At 35.9% G+C, this 18,262-nt stretch carries 22 protein-coding genes; 17 read left to right on the top strand and 5 right to left on the bottom strand.

Annotated elements, in window-relative coordinates; translation table 11 throughout:
- Positions 1 to 145 precede the first annotated feature (145 nt).
- Complete coding sequence (locus AC3EMB_RS19525) at positions 146 to 628, top strand: DUF3993 domain-containing protein (protein ID WP_488517230.1); 483 nt, start codon at positions 146 to 148, stop codon at positions 626 to 628.
- A gap of 77 nt (positions 629 to 705) precedes the next feature.
- On the opposite strand, the gene AC3EMB_RS19520 is transcribed toward AC3EMB_RS19525, so the two are convergent.
- Positions 706 to 942, bottom strand: coding sequence for a glutaredoxin family protein (locus AC3EMB_RS19520; protein ID WP_000717873.1), 237 nt, complete (start codon positions 940 to 942; stop codon positions 706 to 708).
- A gap of 232 nt (positions 943 to 1,174) precedes the next feature.
- Between AC3EMB_RS19520 and AC3EMB_RS19515 the strand changes: the two genes are divergently transcribed.
- From AC3EMB_RS19515 to AC3EMB_RS19470, 10 genes are all read left to right on the top strand, one after another.
- A complete protein-coding gene (locus AC3EMB_RS19515; protein WP_000055151.1) occupies positions 1,175 to 1,411 on the top strand; it encodes a YkuJ family protein in 237 nt (78 codons plus the stop codon).
- A gap of 241 nt (positions 1,412 to 1,652) precedes the next feature.
- Positions 1,653 to 1,802 (top strand): hypothetical protein, encoded by a 150-nt coding sequence (locus AC3EMB_RS19510; protein WP_000440540.1) that lies wholly within the window; start codon positions 1,653 to 1,655, stop codon positions 1,800 to 1,802.
- A 74-nt stretch (positions 1,803 to 1,876) separates the two neighbouring features.
- Positions 1,877 to 2,395, top strand: coding sequence for a ribonuclease H-like YkuK family protein (locus AC3EMB_RS19505; RefSeq protein WP_000348490.1), 519 nt, complete (start codon positions 1,877 to 1,879; stop codon positions 2,393 to 2,395).
- Positions 2,396 to 2,518: 123 nt separating this feature from the next.
- Positions 2,519 to 2,710, top strand: coding sequence for an antirepressor AbbA (gene abbA / locus AC3EMB_RS19500; protein ID WP_001188692.1), 192 nt, complete (start codon positions 2,519 to 2,521; stop codon positions 2,708 to 2,710).
- 168 nt (positions 2,711 to 2,878) lie between these two features.
- Positions 2,879 to 3,322: a cyclic-di-AMP-binding protein CbpB gene (cbpB, locus tag AC3EMB_RS19495; protein ID WP_000623573.1), complete on the top strand. Its 444-nt coding sequence runs from the start codon at positions 2,879 to 2,881 to the stop codon at positions 3,320 to 3,322.
- 153 nt (positions 3,323 to 3,475) lie between these two features.
- Positions 3,476 to 4,360 carry a transcriptional regulator CcpC gene (gene ccpC / locus AC3EMB_RS19490; RefSeq protein ID WP_002094125.1) on the top strand — a complete coding sequence of 295 codons (885 nt, stop codon included), beginning with the start codon at positions 3,476 to 3,478 and terminating at the stop codon, positions 4,358 to 4,360.
- Between the two features lie 71 nt (positions 4,361 to 4,431).
- Entirely contained in the window at positions 4,432 to 5,154 is a 723-nt protein-coding gene (gene dapD, locus AC3EMB_RS19485; protein WP_000783241.1) for a 2,3,4,5-tetrahydropyridine-2,6-dicarboxylate N-acetyltransferase, read from the top strand.
- A 63-nt stretch (positions 5,155 to 5,217) separates the two neighbouring features.
- Complete coding sequence (locus AC3EMB_RS19480) at positions 5,218 to 6,348, top strand: N-acetyldiaminopimelate deacetylase (RefSeq protein WP_000218677.1); 1,131 nt, start codon at positions 5,218 to 5,220, stop codon at positions 6,346 to 6,348.
- 247 nt (positions 6,349 to 6,595) lie between these two features.
- On the top strand, positions 6,596 to 7,462 hold the full coding sequence (locus AC3EMB_RS19475; RefSeq protein ID WP_088020440.1) for a cytochrome C oxidase assembly protein: 867 nt from the start codon (positions 6,596 to 6,598) through the stop codon (positions 7,460 to 7,462).
- A gap of 82 nt (positions 7,463 to 7,544) precedes the next feature.
- Positions 7,545 to 8,210, top strand: a complete 666-nt coding sequence (locus AC3EMB_RS19470; RefSeq protein ID WP_000504032.1) for a potassium channel family protein — start codon at positions 7,545 to 7,547, stop codon at positions 8,208 to 8,210.
- A gap of 43 nt (positions 8,211 to 8,253) precedes the next feature.
- Here the strand turns inward: AC3EMB_RS19470 and rnjA are convergent, their stop codons facing one another.
- Together rnjA and AC3EMB_RS19460 are read right to left on the bottom strand one after the other, a co-directional pair.
- Positions 8,254 to 9,921: a ribonuclease J1 gene (gene rnjA / locus AC3EMB_RS19465; protein WP_000670375.1), complete on the bottom strand. Its 1,668-nt coding sequence runs from the start codon at positions 9,919 to 9,921 to the stop codon at positions 8,254 to 8,256.
- 4 nt (positions 9,922 to 9,925) lie between these two features.
- Entirely contained in the window at positions 9,926 to 10,138 is a 213-nt protein-coding gene (locus tag AC3EMB_RS19460; RefSeq protein WP_000576435.1) for a DNA-dependent RNA polymerase subunit epsilon, read from the bottom strand.
- Between the two features lie 547 nt (positions 10,139 to 10,685).
- Here AC3EMB_RS19460 and AC3EMB_RS19455 point away from each other — a divergent pair.
- A complete protein-coding gene (locus tag AC3EMB_RS19455; protein WP_078400474.1) occupies positions 10,686 to 11,459 on the top strand; it encodes a Cof-type HAD-IIB family hydrolase in 774 nt (257 codons plus the stop codon).
- Between the two features lie 60 nt (positions 11,460 to 11,519).
- On the opposite strand, the gene def is transcribed toward AC3EMB_RS19455, so the two are convergent.
- Entirely contained in the window at positions 11,520 to 12,074 is a 555-nt protein-coding gene (gene def / locus AC3EMB_RS19450; RefSeq protein ID WP_078400473.1) for a peptide deformylase, read from the bottom strand.
- A gap of 168 nt (positions 12,075 to 12,242) precedes the next feature.
- The gene (locus tag AC3EMB_RS19445) at positions 12,243 to 12,389 is read right to left on the bottom strand and encodes a YjcZ family sporulation protein (protein WP_000274562.1); all 147 of its coding nucleotides are present in this window, start codon (positions 12,387 to 12,389) and stop codon (positions 12,243 to 12,245) included.
- Between the two features lie 514 nt (positions 12,390 to 12,903).
- Between AC3EMB_RS19445 and pdhA the strand changes: the two genes are divergently transcribed.
- From pdhA to AC3EMB_RS19420, 5 genes are all read left to right on the top strand, one after another.
- Entirely contained in the window at positions 12,904 to 14,019 is a 1,116-nt protein-coding gene (gene pdhA / locus AC3EMB_RS19440) for a pyruvate dehydrogenase E1 component subunit alpha (RefSeq protein ID WP_000536895.1), read from the top strand.
- A gap of 3 nt (positions 14,020 to 14,022) precedes the next feature.
- Positions 14,023 to 15,000: a pyruvate dehydrogenase complex E1 component subunit beta gene (gene pdhB / locus AC3EMB_RS19435; protein ID WP_000068163.1), complete on the top strand. Its 978-nt coding sequence runs from the start codon at positions 14,023 to 14,025 to the stop codon at positions 14,998 to 15,000.
- 93 nt (positions 15,001 to 15,093) lie between these two features.
- Complete coding sequence (gene pdhC, locus AC3EMB_RS19430) at positions 15,094 to 16,383, top strand: pyruvate dehydrogenase complex dihydrolipoyllysine-residue acetyltransferase (RefSeq protein ID WP_000863420.1); 1,290 nt, start codon at positions 15,094 to 15,096, stop codon at positions 16,381 to 16,383.
- 5 nt (positions 16,384 to 16,388) lie between these two features.
- A complete protein-coding gene (gene lpdA / locus AC3EMB_RS19425) occupies positions 16,389 to 17,801 on the top strand; it encodes a dihydrolipoyl dehydrogenase (protein ID WP_000260104.1) in 1,413 nt (470 codons plus the stop codon).
- A gap of 232 nt (positions 17,802 to 18,033) precedes the next feature.
- Positions 18,034 to 18,261 carry a hypothetical protein gene (locus AC3EMB_RS19420; protein WP_000697470.1) on the top strand — a complete coding sequence of 76 codons (228 nt, stop codon included), beginning with the start codon at positions 18,034 to 18,036 and terminating at the stop codon, positions 18,259 to 18,261.
- Position 18,262: the final 1 nt, after the last annotated feature.

The following is an 18,262-nucleotide window of genomic DNA, read 5'->3' as shown; positions in this document are numbered from 1 at the left end:
TCATAAATTGGTAATAGTGAAAATGGTGATGAAAATGCTGTCTATCGTTGTAAAGATTTTACGAACGAAATCTGTCCTTTCTTTGCATAATCATTGTTACAATGAATACTACAAAGACAAGTTCTTTTAAAAGGAAGGTGAAAAAATGAGGAAATATGGAATATGGCTTGTTCTATTTGTATGTGTTGCCTTTCTAGTTGGTTATAGTGTTACGACTGTTTTAGGGAAAGAGGAAGTGGATCGGAAAGAAGTATTTACAACGATACAAAAAGGCTATGAAACCCAGTTTTCAATTCGTGGGAAGCATTTGCCGATGAATAAGATGATAGAGACGTTATCACCGTATTTTACAGATAATTTCCTTCAAGTATTTACAGATGAAAATAGCAGAAGTGATAAACAAAGTGGTGAATATTTACTTCCGGCAAAAGAAGCGCCGTTTTCTTTTAATTCAGAAACGAAAATGTCGTATGATCAAGAGCATAAAAATTTATATGTATATGAGCGGACAAAAAGTGGACAATATCAAATTGTAACATTGAAAAGGGATCAAGATAAATGGAAGTTAGCAGGATATCATGAAAGTCAGGAACTTTTAACTGAAATAAAAAGGTTGCAACAATTATAAAGTGAAACTTTTAATTAGTGGGAGTTTTACTACCTACAAACAGCGGGATAAGAATAGGAATAGGTATTTACCTATTCCTATTCTATATTGAGTAGTTGTTGTAACTTTTCAATTTGAAAACCTGCAACTACTTCGCCATCAATTACGACTGTTGGAGTTGAATAGGAATCATAGTCGTTTAAAAGACGGTTGCGAGCAGCAGCGTCTTTTTTTACGTCAAATTCTTCATATGCAACGTTATTATGCTTCAAAAATTCTTTCACAATAACACATGGCGGACAATCAGGTTGTGTATAAACCTCAATTTTTTTCATTGTAATTCCTCCCTTTTTCTGTTTTTTATTATATTCTTCCAGTATAAAAACCGCAATAAAGAAGGGGAAATATGTTCTTTCTGTTTTTTCCTTCGCATTTCGACAAATTTTAGTTGAGTTTCTGGCTAATAACCTTTATCCTAGAGTGTGGAACATTTTTTCTGTTATGACGGATAGAATGAGTATAGCTGTAAAACCTATTGGTAGGAAGATCAGAGAAAGGAGAGATTTCATGTCTCTACTCCAAGGAATTTTAACTCGACTTGTTAGTCTACAAGAACAAGCTGAAAGCGGTGAAGTAGCACAACGCTATTTTGAAGTGAACGGTGAGCGCAAATGTAGCGTGAAATTTTTCGATAAAAGTGAAATGTATGAGTTAGAAGTGTATCAACAAGGTGAAAAACCTCAAGTGTACCAATTCGATAATATCGACATGGTTGCAATTGAGATTTACGATATCATTTCTTGATACATATAAAAAAGGTACTGCCATATGGCAGTACCTTTTTTAGTTCTATTACTTTCCAGCGCAATGTATAGAAGTTTTTTATTTTTCCTACAATGGTATTAAAATGAAAATTTAATCCGTGCAAGTTTGCTTATCCATGTGGATAAGTAGTCCCGTCAACCCGGTGAATATGTGAAGCTAAACTTCTCACAATTGCTGGGTTCTGCAAATAGCGGGAGAAATATAACTAGGAGGTTATCGTATGGAACGTTTACCAGTTGTGATTTGTCCTAATTGTCAAAGTTCTGCTGAGATTATTCATGTATTAACGGCTCAATCTAATCAAAATGTAATTTATACGTGTCAAGTTTGTCACTTTGTAATTCGAAATATTGAAACGAATAAAGGATAGGAAGTTATAATTTTAGTTTTTGTCCCATACAATGAGAATACGAAAAGTCTGTCTAATTGAAAGGACGTGACTCTGTGGACGGTGCACATAAATTTTACAATGTTTCAGAGAGACATTTAAATTTTGATATGGTCTTTAACCGTATTTGTAGTTTCATTGAAAAGGATCCGCGAAATTTGTATCGATTATCCATTGGGACAGACTCGCAAGCGCATCAAAAGGATACGAGGTTTATTACAGCAATCCATATTCATCGTGTTGGAAAAGGTGCCTGGGGTTGTTTACACCATAGATCAGTAAAAGATAAGCCAGCGACCTTACGTGAGAAAATATATTTAGAAACGCAGTTTAGTCAAGAAATCGCATGTCTATTTACGCCTACTCATATACAAACAATATGGGAGTTATTGCATCCTTATGCTCAAGATGGGGCTGGATTCATAATGGAAATTCATTTAGACATTGGGAATGATGGTTTAACAAGAGAATTTATTTTAGATATGACAGAAAAAATTCGAGCGATGGGATTAACTGCAAAAATTAAGCCGGATGCTTATGCGGCGTTTAGTTATGCAAATCGATATACGAAATGATTTTTTGTATGTTTATAATTGCTACATATCTTTTGGTAAAAACTGAATATTACATCTATTAAATAGGTTAAATTTTTTATATAATAAGAGTGAGTAACGATGCGAGTGTAAGGAGAGGGGTATATGCAAAGGGAAGTTGTTTTAACGAAGGAAGAAGAAAGTTTACTACTAGATATTTTATTTCAGCAAAATTATGCAAGTGAAATTTTAGCTGTGGAACTTACGGACATTGAGAATGGTTTGAAACAGACAGATGTGATGCAATATAAAAAAATCACAAGGTTATTTTACAGATTAAAAAATAAAGGGTATTAAGCGCTACCGGAATGGTAGTCTTTTTTTTGTGCTGTATGCTAAAATAGCTGTGTGATTGTATTTTTATTGAAATAAATTTAGGACAAAATAATAATATGAAAACGCTGTCATAAAATGTGAATAGAGTTATGAACATAAGCAGGAAAAAGGGAAAATGGGGGATGTAATATGATTAGTATTCCGAAAGACGAATTTCAACAAATTCTTGTGAAGGATTTAATGATTTCATCGGAAAAAGTAGCTCATGTCCAAATTGGAAATGGTTTAGAACATGCTTTACTCGTTCTTGTGAAATCTGGATATTCGGCGATACCTGTCTTAGATCCAATGTATAAATTACATGGTTTGATTAGTACGGCCATGATATTAGATGGTATGTTAGGATTAGAGCGTATTGAGTTTGAAAGACTTGATGATATGAAAGTAGAGCAGGTGATGAAGGAAGATATACCTTTTCTTAAATTAGAAGATTCATTTGCAAAAGCTTTAGAAATGACAATTGATCATCCTTTTATTTGCGCTGTTAATGAAGAAGGCTATTTTGAGGGGATTTTAACACGTCGGGCTATTTTAAAATTGTTGAATAAGAAAGTAAGGCAACATAATCGATAACGTGAGAAAAGTGACTTCATAGAAACGAGGAAGTCACTTTTTTTTCGTGCATATCACTTGTGTATGTATTATATTAAAAAAGACATAAAACATAAGGGAAGTTTGCGCTGGAAAATTGTATTTTCTGAATGAAAGCTTAATGGAATAAGGTGTATGGAAGCTAAGGAAAGAGGGAGAAAGTTGCAAATTGATGATTTTCAAATGATGGTTGTGTTAGCTCAGGAATCAAATATGAGAAAAGCGGCGGAACGTTTATTTGTTTCACAACCTGCGCTGAGTCAACGATTACAATCTATGGAGAAACAATGGGGAATGAAGTTTTTTATTCGCTCACAAAAAGGATTGACAATTACACCTGAAGGGGAAAAAGTTGCAAATTATGCCAAAGAAATGTTGCAAAAGGAAGAGGATATAAAAAGTGAGCTAGCTGTTTTTAGAACGGAAACTCATGGAACTTTAAAAATAGCTGTTGCATCAGTTATTGGTCAATATTGGCTCCCTCCTGTTTTGAAAAAGTTTGTGCATAAATATCCTTCTGTAAAGATATCGCTGTTTACTGGATGGAGTAGTGAAGTGCAAAAGCAGTTTTATGAAGGAGACGTTCATGTTGCTATACTGAGGGGAACACAAGAATATAAAGGTCAAAAGCAACAATTATTTGAAGATGAACTGTATTTAGTTGATAAAGAAATAAAAGATATTTCGATGCTAAAAGAAACAAATAGACCGTTCATTCAATTTAAAAGTGACTCAACTTATTATGGACAAATACAAAATTGGTGGTATGGTTTATTTTCTAATCCGCCTAAGCGAACGATTGTAGTTGACCAAATTGAAACATGCAAACAACTTGTTTTAAATGGTATAGGTTACGCCCTTTTACCTTCTACTGTTTTAAAGGAAGTACAGGAAAATATGTATAAAACACCTGTTCAACTGACGAGAGAAACATGGTTGTTAACAAGTGACTCGGCAAGGCAGTTGAAGCAAGTACAAGCATTTTTAGAAATTATAGAAGAAATTCAAAGGGAAAAATAAGATTATTATCTTGCTACTCGCTCTTTCGTTTGGTAGAGTAACATTATAAATGGATTTAGGAGGCAACAAGAATGAAAATGATGGACGCTAACGAAATTATTTCGTTTATTCAAAAAAGTGAAAAGAAAACTCCTGTAAAGGTATACATAAAAGGGGATTTAAAAGAAGTAACATTCCCTGAAACAGTACAAGCATTTGTGAATAAAAAATCAGGTGTATTATTCGGAGAATGGTCTGAAATTAAGACAATTCTTGATGAGAATAATAAGCACATCGTTGACTACGTTGTAGAAAACGATCGTCGTAATTCTGCAATTCCAATGCTTGATTTAAAAGGTATTAAAGCTCGCATCGAGCCAGGTGCTATTATTCGTGACCATGTTGAAATTGGTGACAACGCTGTAATTATGATGAATGCAACAATTAACATTGGTGCTGTAATTGGTGAAGGTTCTATGATCGACATGAACGCAGTACTTGGTGGACGTGCAACAGTCGGTAAAAACTGTCACGTAGGTGCAGGTGCTGTACTTGCAGGTGTTATTGAGCCACCTTCTGCAAAACCAGTTATCGTTGAAGATGATGTAGTAATCGGTGCAAACGTAGTTGTTTTAGAGGGTGTTACAGTTGGTAAAGGTGCAGTTGTAGCAGCAGGAGCTGTTGTAACAGAAGATGTGCCTCCATACACAGTTGTTGCAGGTACTCCAGCACGTGTAATTAAAGAAATTGATGAGAAGACAAAAGCAAAAACAGAAATTAAACAAGAGCTTCGTCAATTAAACCCAGAGAAATAAAAAGTAAAAAAAGCGTAAGAGCGTAAATGGGCTCTTACGCTTTTTATAGATAGAGGTGCAAAAATGACAGTAAGCAAATTTGTCCAAATTCGTAGAGATCTACATAGGATTCCAGAAATTGGATTTAAGGAATGGAAAACACAACAGTATATTTTAGATTATATAGGAACACTTTCTCTTGAATTTGTGGAAGTGAAGACATGGAAAACGGGTGTAATCGTTAAAGTAAATGGAAAAAATCCAGAAAAAATAATAGGTTATCGTGCAGATATAGATGGTCTGCCAATTACAGAGGAAACTGGATATGAGTTTGCTTCTATTCATGAAGGAATGATGCATGCATGTGGCCACGATGTGCATACAACAATCGGTTTAGGCCTTCTAACGAAAGCTGTGAGCGAAAGAATAGATGATGACCTTGTATTTCTATTCCAGCCAGCAGAAGAAGGACCAGGCGGTGCTCTTCCTATGTTAGAAAGTGAAGAGTTAAAAGAATGGAAACCAAATATAATTCTTGGTCTTCATATTGCACCAGAATACGCTGTAGGGACAATTGCAACGAAAGAAGGACTGTTATTTGCTAATACTTCAGAATTATATATTGATTTAAAAGGGAAAGGTGGCCATGCTGCCTATCCGCATACTGCAAATGATATGATTGTTGCAGCGAGTCATCTTGTTACACAGCTTCAATCCGTTATTAGTCGCAATGTAAATCCTCTTGATAGTGCAGTAATTACAATCGGGAAAATTACAGGTGGTACGGTTCAAAATATTATTGCAGAAAAATCTCGTTTAGAAGGAACGATTCGAACATTATCAGTGGAATCAATGAAGCGTGTGAAAAGCAGAATTGAGGCAATTGTTGCAGGTATCGAAGCTTCTTTCCAGTGTGAGGCGATTATAGATTACGGAGCAATGTATCATCAAGTATATAACCATGAAGAGTTAACAAGAGAGTTTATGCAATTTGTACATAAACAAACAGATATGAATGTTATTACATGTACTGAGGCAATGACAGGTGAAGATTTTGGTTATATGCTTCGAGAAATCCCTGGATTTATGTTTTGGCTTGGAGTAAATTCAGAATATGGTTTACATCATGCAAAATTAAAACCAGACGAAGAAGTGATTGAAAAGGCAATTACATTTTTAAGCCAATATGTAAAGTGGAAAGGGAATAGAAAATAAAACTTCCGCTTTATTGAAGGTTCCAAAAAACTTTTTGTTATGAGGTGTAAGTAACGCTCGTATAGAGTGATTTTAGACATTTACATACAAATGAAAGAATAAAGTTAATTGGACTGTTTTAATAATGAGCAGGGGGTTTTTAGCCACTGCTCATTATTAATTATTTGACTAACTTATATATGTTTACTTTTAGTATGAAAAGTGTGTAAAATCAATGTGAAACATAGAAAAAAGGGTGGGGAATTACGTGCAAATTAGCAGTGCGATTTTATGTTTCGTCTTATATGCGTATGTTATTATTGCGGCGGTTTATTTTGGGATAAGTTTTTATGCCTATCGTTTAGTAGATAATAATGAATATGACGAAACATACAAATGGGTGAAGAGATATTTATCACCTGTACTAGAAATTATGAATGGGTTTGTGCTCTTTTTATTTATTGGATTAATTGCTTTCTCAACGAGTTTAGTAGGGAATAAAACTACGTTATTTGTATTGGGTATCATTATTTTTATGTTGTTAGGAATAAGGATTGGTAATACGGTCTTTTGGAATGAAAGAAAAGTAGATGGTTGGACGGGAATGTTAATTCCATGCATGTTAGCTGCAATCGTGACAAATATAGAACATGAATATTATCAATTACATTTTTGGCTTATTATCGTTTTAACAATTCTTTCTGTTTTGTATATAAGCACAGTAGTACTAACATATATTGCACATGAAAAAGGTGATGTTAAAGGCACTCGTTTCTTTAGAGGACGGGCATTATTTTGGAGTGTGCCGACGATGGCAGTTATCGCGCTTATTGCGATATTAGTAAATGGATATCAATTTTCTAGTTGGCAACTATTTTTAGAAAATTGGTGGATCTTTATCTTTTCGTTTATTGCTTTTTTAGGTGCAACGCATTATTTATTCCATCAACATCATTACATATGGGTGTTGTTATTTGCATTCATACAGCTTCTATTTGCCTTTTTTGGTCAAGAAACATTATTATTCGTTTTTGAAACATTTAGTTCGTTTGGAAATATATTTGTATTTGCTATGTTACTTGTTGGTATCGCTTTTTACTTGCAACAATATTTTTATATACAAAAACAAAAATAAGAGCTAATTACAGTTTTTGTGACGCATATAAAGTGTGTTACACTGAAAATAAATAGTACTTGAAGTTATTGGAGGAATTCCTGTGGGTGAGAAAGAAAAAGAATTTGCTGTCATTGGACTTGGTCGCTTTGGTGGAAGTATTTGCCGAGAACTAGCTCAATTAGGTATGGAAGTAATGGCAATCGACTCAGATGAGGATAAAATTAATGAATTTGCAAATATAGCTTCGCATGCTGTAATTGCAGATTCAACAGATGAGATGGTATTAAAAAGCCTTGGTATTCGAAATTTTGATCACGTAGTCGTTGCTATTGGAGATAATTTAAATTCAAGTATTCTAACTACTTTGATTTTGAAAGAATTGGGTGTAAAAAATATTACTGTAAAAGCTCAAAATGATTATCATGAAAAAGTGTTAAGTAAAATAGGTGCAGATCATATTGTGCATCCAGAACGTGATATGGGAAAAAGGATTGCTAATAATATTGCATCAAGCAATGTGTTAGACTACCTTGAGCTTTCAGATGAGCATAGTATTGTAGAGATTATTGCGAATAAAAAAATTGATGGGCACTCTTTAATTGAATTAGATATTCGTGCGAAGTTTGGATTGAATATTGTAGCAATTAAACGAGGTAAAGAAGTTATCGTATCCCCTCGGGCTACGGAGAATATTCAAGCAGGAGATATATTAATTGTCATTGGTCATGACGATGAAGTGGATCGATTTAAACACTTTTTAAGATAAGAGAAAAGAAAAGGACAATGCCTTCATAGCATTGTCCTTTTTCTTATATTTCCATAATGATTGGTAAAATCATTGGACGGCGTTTCGTTTTCTCATATAGGAATGGAGCTAATGTGTCTGTAATTTCATTTTTAATTTCAGACCATTGTGTTGTTTTACGCTCCATTACTTTTTCTAAATGAGTTGTAATTAATGTTTGTGCATCATTGATTAAATCGCTGCTTTCACGCATGTAAACGAAACCGCGTGAGATGATATCAGGTCCTGCTGCAACTTTAAATTCTTTCATATCAATGCTTACAACTACAATTACAAGTCCTTCTTCAGAAAGGATACGACGATCTCGTAATACGATATTGCCGATATCTCCAATACCGTTTCCATCAATGTAGACCGAACCAGATGGGATTTTTCCAGCTACGCTAGCTTCATCCGAACGTAAAGCAAGAACATCGCCATTATCCATAATGAAGCAATTTTCTTCAGGGATACCACAATCATTTGCTATGTTCATGTGCATACGCTGCATACGATATTCACCATGAATTGGCATGAAGTACTTCGGTTTAATTAGACGTAACATTAACTTTTGTTCTTCTTGTCCACCGTGTCCACTTGTATGGATATTTGAAAGTTTCCCGTGAATTACATCAGCGCCAGCGCGGTACAACATGTTAATTGTACGACTTACGCTAATTGTATTTCCTGGAATTGGTGAAGAAGAGAAAACAACTGTATCTCCAGGAATAATTTGAATTTGGCGGTGTGTACCGTTTGCAATACGTGAAAGTGCTGCCATCGGTTCACCTTGACTACCTGTACATAAAATAACAACTTTATTAGCTGGTAAACGGTTTAGTTGAGATGCATCTATGAATGTATCTTTCGGGCAACGAATATAACCAAGGTTTTGTCCGATTTCAATCGCTGCTTCCATACTTCGACCAAACACAGCTACTTTACGGTTGTTTTCAACAGCAGCTTCAATAACTTGTTGTAAGCGGTGAATATTTGATGCAAAGGTTGCGAATATAATCCGTCCGTCTACTTTACGGAAAATGTCTTGAATGCTATCACCAACGCGACGCTCAGACATAGTAAAGTTTGGAACTTCACTGTTCGTACTATCAGATAATAGACATAGCACGCCATCTTTACCGATTTCAGCCATTTTTGTTAAATCAGCTGGTTCACCAACTGGCGTGAAATCAAATTTGAAATCACCTGTATGAACAACTTGACCTTGAGGTGTTTTCACAACAACGCCGTACGAATCTGGAATACTGTGAGTTGTACGGAAGAAGGATACAGACGTTTTTTTGAATTTAATAACGTCATCTTCTTGAATTTCGTAAAGTTTTGCTTTACGAAGTAAGCCGTGTTCTTCTAATTTGTTTTTGATGAGTGCAATTGCTAATTTTCCGCCGTAAATCGGGATGTTCACTTGACGTAATAGGTAAGGGATTCCGCCGATATGATCTTCGTGACCATGTGTAATGAATAACCCTTTAATTTTATCTTCGTTTCGCACAAAATAAGTGTAGTCTGGTATTACATAATCGATTCCGAGAAGTTCGTCCTCTGGAAATTTAATTCCAGCATCAATTATAATAATTTCATCTTGAAATTGAACAGCGTATGTATTTTTACCGATTTCACCAAGCCCACCGAGAGCAAATACAGCAACTTGGTCGTTTTTTAGAAATTTCATATCGCTATACGATTTCCGCTAATGTTAAATCAGCGTTTTCTTTTTCATATTCAAGATGAGCGCCAGTAACAGACTGAACAAACTCGATATTATATGCGAACTTATTTAATTTTGTACGAACATCCTTTTCAGACGTAGCCTCTAAATATAAAACTTTTGTATTTTCACGTACTGGAACCTCAGTTAATTTTTCTTGATAAAATACTTTAAAAATCATTTGGAAAACCTCTCCTTGTCTATGTTTTGCATTATCTGTTACTTATTATAAAGCAAACAGTCACGATTTTCATGTTTTTTCGAATGAGAATGAAGAAAAAGCCCGAAATGGGCACAATTTAAGCGATTGTCTTTTTACGGACTAGACCGTTTAAATAACGCTTGAGCTTTTTCTTCAGCTTCTTCAGCATGATTACTCCTTCCTTTCCTTATTTTAAACATGCATATTACTAGTGAAAATTCTATCTCTGATATAAGAGATAGGACAAAAGTGAATGGTGAGTCTTGTCCTTTCCCATACAGTGAAAGTTATTCTATAGTAACGATTAGTAGCCGTTAGTTATAGGTATAGTATGAGGAAGAATGGAAAAGAAAATTCATCCGAACAAGTATCCACATGTTTTACTAATATATATATGCAAAGTTTACAAATAAGGTCAGAAAGGGAACGCTTTCTTCACAGATGTTTAATATGTTATACTTTTTTTTAGAATTTGAAAAGTGATATTCAAAATAGGAATATAGAGTGCCAGAAAGGATTTTGACAAATGAATGATAAAATTGTCTTTTTTGATATTGATGGAACATTATTAGATCATGATAAAAAAATTCCACAATCTACACGAGATGCAGTAAAACAGTTACAAGAAAAAGGTGTACATGTAGCAATTGCGACAGGGCGCGCGCCATTTATGTTCGAAGATATTCGTAAGGAACTTGATATACATAATTATGTTAGTTTTAATGGACAATACGTTGTCTTTGAAGATGATGTAATATTTAATAATCCGTTACATCCAGATGCTTTACATAAGTTTACTCAGTTTGCAAAACAAGAAGGATATCCACTTGTATATCTTGACCATCAAGATATGAGAGCATCAGTGGAATATCATGATTATGTGAAAGAAGGCTTTGGAAGCTTAAACTTTGAGCATCCACCATATGAGCCTAATTTTTATGAGGAACGTAATATTTATCAAACACTACTTTTTTGTGAAGTAAATGAAGAGAAAAAGTTTATTAATCATTATCCAGATTTTCATTTTATTCGTTGGCATGCATATTCAATGGATATCATTCCGAATGGTGGTTCTAAGGCAAAAGGAATTGAGAAATACATTGAAAAGTTAGGTTTTAATCGTGATCAAGTGTATGCATTTGGAGATGGTTTAAATGATTTAGAAATGATCGAAGCCGTTGGCACAGGTATTGTGATGGGAAATGGCCATGAAGACTTGAAAAAACTTGCAAATCATGTGACAAAGGATGTTAGTGAAGACGGTATATATCATGGACTAAAGTGGGCTGGATTGCTATAAGTGAATATGGAACCCATTTCATAATAAAGAGGCGGAAGATTAACTTCCGCCTCTTTATTATTATCGCTCTAGAGGTTTGGAATCATCAGGAGCGGCAAAAGGATTTTCTTTATTGATATGGTCATAGAACATAACGCCATTTAAATGGTCAATCTCGTGTTGGAATACGATTGCTGGTAAACCTTTTAAACGCAATTTTACTTCTTCGCCGCTAATAGAAGTTGCTTTTACTGTAATTCTTGTATAACGAGGAACATAACCAGGTACTTCGCGGTCTACAGATAGACAGCCTTCACCACCCTGTAAATATGTACGTTCAACAGAATGGCTAATGATTTTTGGATTGAATAATGCATGGCTATATAATGTACCATCCGCATCGGTTACATGAACTGCAATCATTTTTTTTGAAACACCGATTTGCGGAGCCGCTAATCCGATTCCAGGGCGTAAACTATATTTTTCAGCCATTTCAGGATCTTGGCTATTTATTACGAATTCAATCATTTCTTTTAAGGTAGTTGTATCTTCTTCGCTTGCCGGTAATGACACCTCTTCTGCAACGTTGCGCAAAATAGGATCTCCTTCGCGAATAACATCTTTCATTGTAAGCATATGTAATCTCTCCTTTCCTCTTTAGTCTACCAAAGGAGATGGAAAAAGTCATCGGCAAGAAAGGGTAGGCATTTTGGAAATCGTTCTATTATAGAGTAGTTATGTATGTGATAAACAGAAAAAGACGGCAAAGCCGTCTTTTTCTTTCCATAGTTGTTTCGTTTTACATTAGCGAATGCAAGCAGCACCAACGATAATTAAAAGAATAAACAACACAACGATTAAGGCGAAGCCGCGTCCAGACCCGCCACAAGAACCGCCATAACCGTAGGAAGGATATGAACAAGTTGGATAGCAATATGAGTATCCGTACATGAGATGACCTCCTTTATCATTTCCCGCTAATACTGCGGTTACTATAATGTATGGAAGAGAGGGGGGAAATGTATAGGTATTTACCTAAAAAAGGAAGAGTAGTTTGTATATTTTTGTTACGAAGAGAGAAAAACTAAAGAGAATTAAATCGTTTACATATTATTCTAAGAGAAAAAATAAGTGAAAAAGGGAATAATATAACAGTAGGTCAATGCTTACTAATACAGATGTAAAAAATAAAAACACGTTTGTGTAGTAGAAACCTGCATATTATTTATAAAAAAACGTATTCAAAGTAATTGACATCGTAATTAGAATAGTTGTAAACTAAAAAACGTGATCAAGATTGTATTAATATGTTTCTGAAAAAACATTAGTACAGATTGTTAGGTACACAAAATTATTCTCAACCGACAGACAAACATGTTGGTTTACATCGTTGCGCTTTTTAAACTGGAAAATAGCCAGTGAAAGCGTTTCAGAATATGGTTCAAGAGAGGAAGAGGTGAACGGAATGGGTACTAAAACAAAAAAGACCCTATTTAATGTTGATGAGCAAATGAAAGCTATCGCAGCTCAATTTGAAACATTACAAATTTTAAATGAAAACGGTGAAGTTGTGAATGAAGCAGCTATGCCTGAATTATCTGATGATCAATTAAAAGAATTAATGCGTCGTATGGTGTATACACGCGTATTAGATCAACGTTCTATTTCTTTAAACCGTCAAGGACGTTTAGGTTTCTACGCACCTACAGCTGGACAAGAAGCTTCTCAATTAGCGAGTCATTTCGCACTTGAAGCAGAAGACTTCATCTTACCAGGATACCGTGATGTACCACAATTAGTATGGCACGGATTACCATTATACCAAGCATTCTTATTCTCTCGTGGACACTTCATGGGTAACCAAATGCCTGAGAATGTAAATGCATTAGCTCCACAAATCATTATCGGTGCGCAAATCATCCAAACTGCTGGTGTTGCGTTAGGTATGAAACTACGTGGTAAAAAATCTGTTGCAATTACTTACACTGGTGACGGTGGTGCTTCACAAGGTGACTTCTACGAAGGTATGAACTTTGCAGGTGCATTCAAAGCTCCAGCAATCTTCGTTGTTCAAAACAACCGTTATGCAATTTCTACTCCAGTAGAAAAGCAATCTGCAGCTAAAACTGTAGCACAAAAAGCAGTAGCAGCAGGTATTTACGGAATTCAAGTAGACGGTATGGATCCATTAGCTGTATACGCAGCAACTGCTTTCGCTCGTGAGCGCGCAGTAAATGGCGAAGGCCCTACTTTAATCGAGACTTTAACATTCCGTTACGGTCCACATACAATGGCTGGTGATGACCCAACTCGTTACCGTACAAAAGATATCGAAAACGAATGGGAACAAAAAGACCCAATCGTACGCTTCCGTAAGTTCTTAGAAGCTAAAGGCCTATGGTCTCAAGAAGTTGAAGAGACAGTAATCGAAGAAGCAAAAGAAGATATCAAACAAGCAATTGCTAAGGCTGACCAAGCTCCAAAACAAAAAGTAACTGATTTAATGGAAATCATGTACGAAAAAATGCCTTACAACTTAGCTGAACAATATGAAATTTACAAAGAAAAGGAGTCGAAGTAAGCCATGGCTCAAATGACAATGATTCAAGCAATCACTGATGCTTTACGCGTTGAAATGAAAAATGATCCTAACGTACTTGTATTTGGTGAAGACGTTGGTGTAAACGGTGGTGTATTCCGTGCTACTGAAGGTTTACAAGCTGAATTTGGTGAAGATCGTGTAATGGATACTCCACTTGCAGAGTCTGGTATTGGTGGACTTGCAGTTGGTCTTGCACTTGAAGGATTCCGTCCAGTTCCAGAAATCCAATTCTTCGGTTTCGTTTTTGAAGTAATGGATTCAATTTCTGGTCAATTGGCTCGTATGCGTTACCGTTCTGGTGGACGTTGGACTGCTCCAGTAACAGTTCGTTCTCCATTCGGTGGTGGTGTTCATACTCCTGAACTACATGCTGATAGCTTAGAAGGATTAGTGGCTCAACAACCTGGTCTAAAAGTTGTTATTCCATCTACTCCATACGATGCTAAAGGTCTTTTAATCTCTGCGATTCGTGACAACGATCCAGTTATCTACTTAGAGCATATGAAATTGTACCGTTCATTCCGTCAAGATGTACCAGAAGGCGAATACACAATTGATTTAGGTAAAGCTGATATCAAACGTGAAGGTACAGATGTATCTGTTATCGCTTACGGTGCTATGGTTCACGCTGCATTAAAAGCTGCTGAAGAACTTGAAAAAGAAGGTATCTCTTTAGAGGTTGTTGACTTACGTACAGTTCAACCATTAGATATCGAAACAATCATCGCTTCTGTTGAAAAAACAGGTCGCGTAGTTGTAGTTCAAGAAGCTCAAAAACAAGCTGGTATTGCAGCTAACGTTGTAGCGGAAATTAACGACCGTGCAATCTTAAACTTAGAAGCTCCAGTTGTACGTGTTGCAGCTGCTGATACAGTATTCCCATTCTCTCAAGCAGAGAGCGTATGGTTACCAAACCACAAGGATATTGTTGAAGCTGTAAACAAAGTAATGAACTTCTAATTTTTAGTTTTTCATGTGCAAAAGAAATCAGCACATGCTGGTTTCTTTTGTACATATTCCATAATAATGAAATGAATCAGGGGGCTGAATTCCGTGGCATTTGAATTTAAACTACCAGATATCGGTGAAGGTATCCACGAAGGTGAAATCGTAAAATGGTTTATTAAACCAGGCGATGAAGTAAATGAAGACGATGTACTTCTTGAAGTGCAAAATGATAAAGCAGTAGTAGAAATCCCTTCTCCTGTTAAAGGTAAAGTACTTGAAGTACTTGTAGAAGAAGGAACAGTTGCAATCGTAGGAGATACATTAATTAAATTTGATGCTCCTGGATACGAAAACCTTAAATTTAAAGGTGACGATCATGATGAAGCTCCAAAAGCTGAAGAAGCAGCAGTAGAAGCTCCAGCAGCGGAAGCTACTCCAGCAGCAACTGCAGAAGTAGTAAATGAGCGCGTAATCGCTATGCCATCTGTTCGTAAATACGCTCGTGAAAAAGGTGTAGACATTCATAAAGTAGCTGGTACTGGTAAGAACGGCCGTATCGTAAAAGCTGACATCGATGCATTTGCAAATGGTGGACAAACTGTAGCAGCAACTGAGGCTCCAGCAGCAGTAGAAGCTACTCCAGCAGCAGCGAAAGAAGAAGCACCAAAAGCACAACCAATTCCAGCTGGTGAATATCCAGAAACTCGTGAGAAAATGAGTGGTATCCGTAAAGCGATTGCGAAAGCAATGGTTAACTCTAAGCATACAGCTCCTCACGTAACATTAATGGATGAAGTTGATGTAACTGAGCTTGTTGCTCACCGTAAGAAGTTCAAAGCAGTAGCAGCTGACAAAGGTATTAAATTAACTTACCTTCCATACGTTGTTAAAGCTTTAACATCTGCATTACGTGAATACCCAATGTTAAACACTTCTTTAGACGATGCATCTCAAGAAGTAGTTCATAAACATTACTTCAACATCGGTATCGCAGCTGATACAGACAAAGGTCTATTAGTACCAGTTGTTAAAGATACAGACCGTAAGTCTATCTTCACTATTTCTAACGAGATCAATGATCTTGCTGGTAAAGCACGTGAAGGTCGTCTAGCTCCAACTGAAATGAAAGGTGCTTCTTGCACAATTACAAACATTGGTTCTGCAGGTGGACAATGGTTCACTCCAGTTATCAATCACCCAGAAGTAGCAATCCTTGGTATCGGCCGTATCGCTGAAAAACCAGTTGTGAAAAATGGTGAGATCGTTGCAGCTCCAGTATTAGCATTATCTCTAAGCTTTGACCATCGTTTAATTGACGGCGCAACTGCTCAAAAAGCGTTAAACCAAATTAAACGTCTATTGAATGACCCACAATTATTAGTAATGGAGGCGTAATAACAATGGTAGTAGGAGATTTCCCAATTGAATTAGATACAGTCGTTGTTGGTGCAGGTCCTGGTGGATACGTTGCGGCAATTCGTGCAGCACAATTAGGTCAAAAGGTAGCAATCATTGAAAAAGCTAACCTTGGTGGCGTATGCTTAAACGTTGGATGTATTCCTTCAAAAGCGTTAATCAATGCAGGTCATCGTTATGAGAATGCAATGCATTCTGATGACATGGGTATCACTGCAGAGAACGTAAAAGTTGACTTTACAAAAGTTCAAGAATGGAAAAACGGCGTAGTTAAGAAATTAACTGGCGGTGTTGAAGGCCTTCTTAAAGGTAACAAAGTTGAAATCATTCGCGGTGAAGCTTACTTCGTAGATGCTAATACATTACGCGTTATGACTGAAGATGCAGCTCAAACTTATACGTTTAAAAATGCTGTTCTTGCAACTGGTTCTACACCAATCGAAATTCCAGGATTCAAATACTCTAAACGTGTTATCAACTCTACAGGTGCTTTAAGCTTACCTGAAATTCCTAAAAAACTTGTTGTAATCGGCGGCGGTTACATCGGTATGGAATTAGGTACTGCATATGCTAACTTCGGTACAGAAGTTACTGTAGTAGAAGCTGGCGACGAAATCTTAGCTGGTTTCGAAAAAGCTATGAGCTCTGTTGTTAAACGTGCTCTACAGAAAAAAGGTAACGTAAATATCCATACAAAAGCTATGGCTAAAGGCGTTGAAGAAACAGAAACTGGCGTAAAAGTTAGCTTTGAAGTTAAAGGTGAAATCCAAACTGTAGAAGCAGATTACGTATTAGTAACTGTAGGTCGTCGTCCAAACACTCAAGAAATCGGTCTTGAGCAAGTTGGAGTTAAAATGACTGACCGCGGCATCATCGAAATCGATGAGCAATGTCGTACAAATGTACCAAACATCTATGCAATCGGTGATATCGTTCCTGGACCACCATTAGCTCACAAAGCTTCTTACGAAGGTAAAGTAGCTGTAGAAGCAATTAGTGGCCATGCATCAGCTATCGATTACATCGGAATTCCTGCAGTATGCTTCACTGATCCAGAATTAGCATCTGTTGGTTACACTAAAAAACAAGCTGAAGAAGCTGGAATGACTGTAACTGTATCTAAGTTCCCATTCGCTGCTAACGGTCGTGCATTATCATTAAACAGCACTGACGGTTTCCTACAACTTGTAACACGTAAAGAAGATGGTCTTCTTGTAGGTGCTCAAGTTGCAGGTGCAGGTGCTTCTGATATTATCTCTGAGATTGGTTTAGCTATCGAAGCTGGAATGACAGCTGAAGATATCGCTCAAACAATCCATGCTCACCCAACATTAGGTGAAATCACAATGGAAGCAGCTGAAGTTGCTCTTGGAATGCCAATTCACATTGTAAAATAATTTAAGTAATGTAAATAGCCCCTCTCTTATTGTAAGAGAGGGGCTATTTTTATTTTCATCAAATGACTTGCAAGGTCTTTAAACGTACTTGTCGAATGAATATATAATACTTTAACAAATGATTTAGGCGTAACTTACTTCAAAGGTAATATATATCATCCTATAATATGTAATTGATTCAAACTTAACCCCATATATTAATAAAATAGAGCATGTCAAAGGAGAAGGTTCCATGAAAATATTACATGTTATATTTTATCATTTACTACTATGGAGTGGCTTTTCCACTGTATTAACATTATCGAATGGTGATAAGTTTCATTATAAAGTTATTCTTTTTTTCGTATTCCTGTATTTAGCCTATGTAATAGCGTATTTTGTATTACACGTAAGAAAGCAAGCGTTATTTCTTACATGTTCGAATTGTATACTATTTTTAATCGTATTATTTATTTTTTAAA

Source organism: Bacillus sp. LQ16, assembly GCF_057784645.1.
This window is presented reverse-complemented; position numbering and strand designations above follow the sequence as displayed.

Bases quoted from the DNA above. Each gene is read 5' to 3' on its own strand.
- pdhA (WP_000536895.1), top strand. From the start codon at position 12,904: ATGGGTACTAAAACAAAAAAGACCCTATTTAATGTTGATGAGCAAATG.
- dapD (WP_000783241.1), top strand. From the start codon at position 4,432: ATGAAAATGATGGACGCTAACGAAATTATTTCGTTTATTCAAAAAAGT.
- AC3EMB_RS19510 (WP_000440540.1), top strand. From the start codon at position 1,653: ATGGAACGTTTACCAGTTGTGATTTGTCCTAATTGTCAAAGTTCTGCT.
- AC3EMB_RS19445 (WP_000274562.1), bottom strand. From the start codon at position 12,389: ATGTACGGATACTCATATTGCTATCCAACTTGTTCATATCCTTCCTAC.
- AC3EMB_RS19480 (WP_000218677.1), top strand. From the start codon at position 5,218: ATGACAGTAAGCAAATTTGTCCAAATTCGTAGAGATCTACATAGGATT.
- lpdA (WP_000260104.1), top strand. From the start codon at position 16,389: ATGGTAGTAGGAGATTTCCCAATTGAATTAGATACAGTCGTTGTTGGT.
- AC3EMB_RS19520 (WP_000717873.1), bottom strand. From the start codon at position 942: ATGAAAAAAATTGAGGTTTATACACAACCTGATTGTCCGCCATGTGTT.
- AC3EMB_RS19525 (WP_488517230.1), top strand. From the start codon at position 146: ATGAGGAAATATGGAATATGGCTTGTTCTATTTGTATGTGTTGCCTTT.
- def (WP_078400473.1), bottom strand. From the start codon at position 12,074: ATGCTTACAATGAAAGATGTTATTCGCGAAGGAGATCCTATTTTGCGC.
- AC3EMB_RS19420 (WP_000697470.1), top strand. From the start codon at position 18,034: ATGAAAATATTACATGTTATATTTTATCATTTACTACTATGGAGTGGC.
- AC3EMB_RS19455 (WP_078400474.1), top strand. From the start codon at position 10,686: ATGAATGATAAAATTGTCTTTTTTGATATTGATGGAACATTATTAGAT.
- cbpB (WP_000623573.1), top strand. From the start codon at position 2,879: ATGATTAGTATTCCGAAAGACGAATTTCAACAAATTCTTGTGAAGGAT.
- rnjA (WP_000670375.1), bottom strand. From the start codon at position 9,921: ATGAAATTTCTAAAAAACGACCAAGTTGCTGTATTTGCTCTCGGTGGG.
- pdhB (WP_000068163.1), top strand. From the start codon at position 14,023: ATGGCTCAAATGACAATGATTCAAGCAATCACTGATGCTTTACGCGTT.
- abbA (WP_001188692.1), top strand. From the start codon at position 2,519: ATGCAAAGGGAAGTTGTTTTAACGAAGGAAGAAGAAAGTTTACTACTA.
- ccpC (WP_002094125.1), top strand. From the start codon at position 3,476: ATGGAAGCTAAGGAAAGAGGGAGAAAGTTGCAAATTGATGATTTTCAA.
- AC3EMB_RS19515 (WP_000055151.1), top strand. From the start codon at position 1,175: ATGTCTCTACTCCAAGGAATTTTAACTCGACTTGTTAGTCTACAAGAA.
- AC3EMB_RS19460 (WP_000576435.1), bottom strand. From the start codon at position 10,138: ATGATTTTTAAAGTATTTTATCAAGAAAAATTAACTGAGGTTCCAGTA.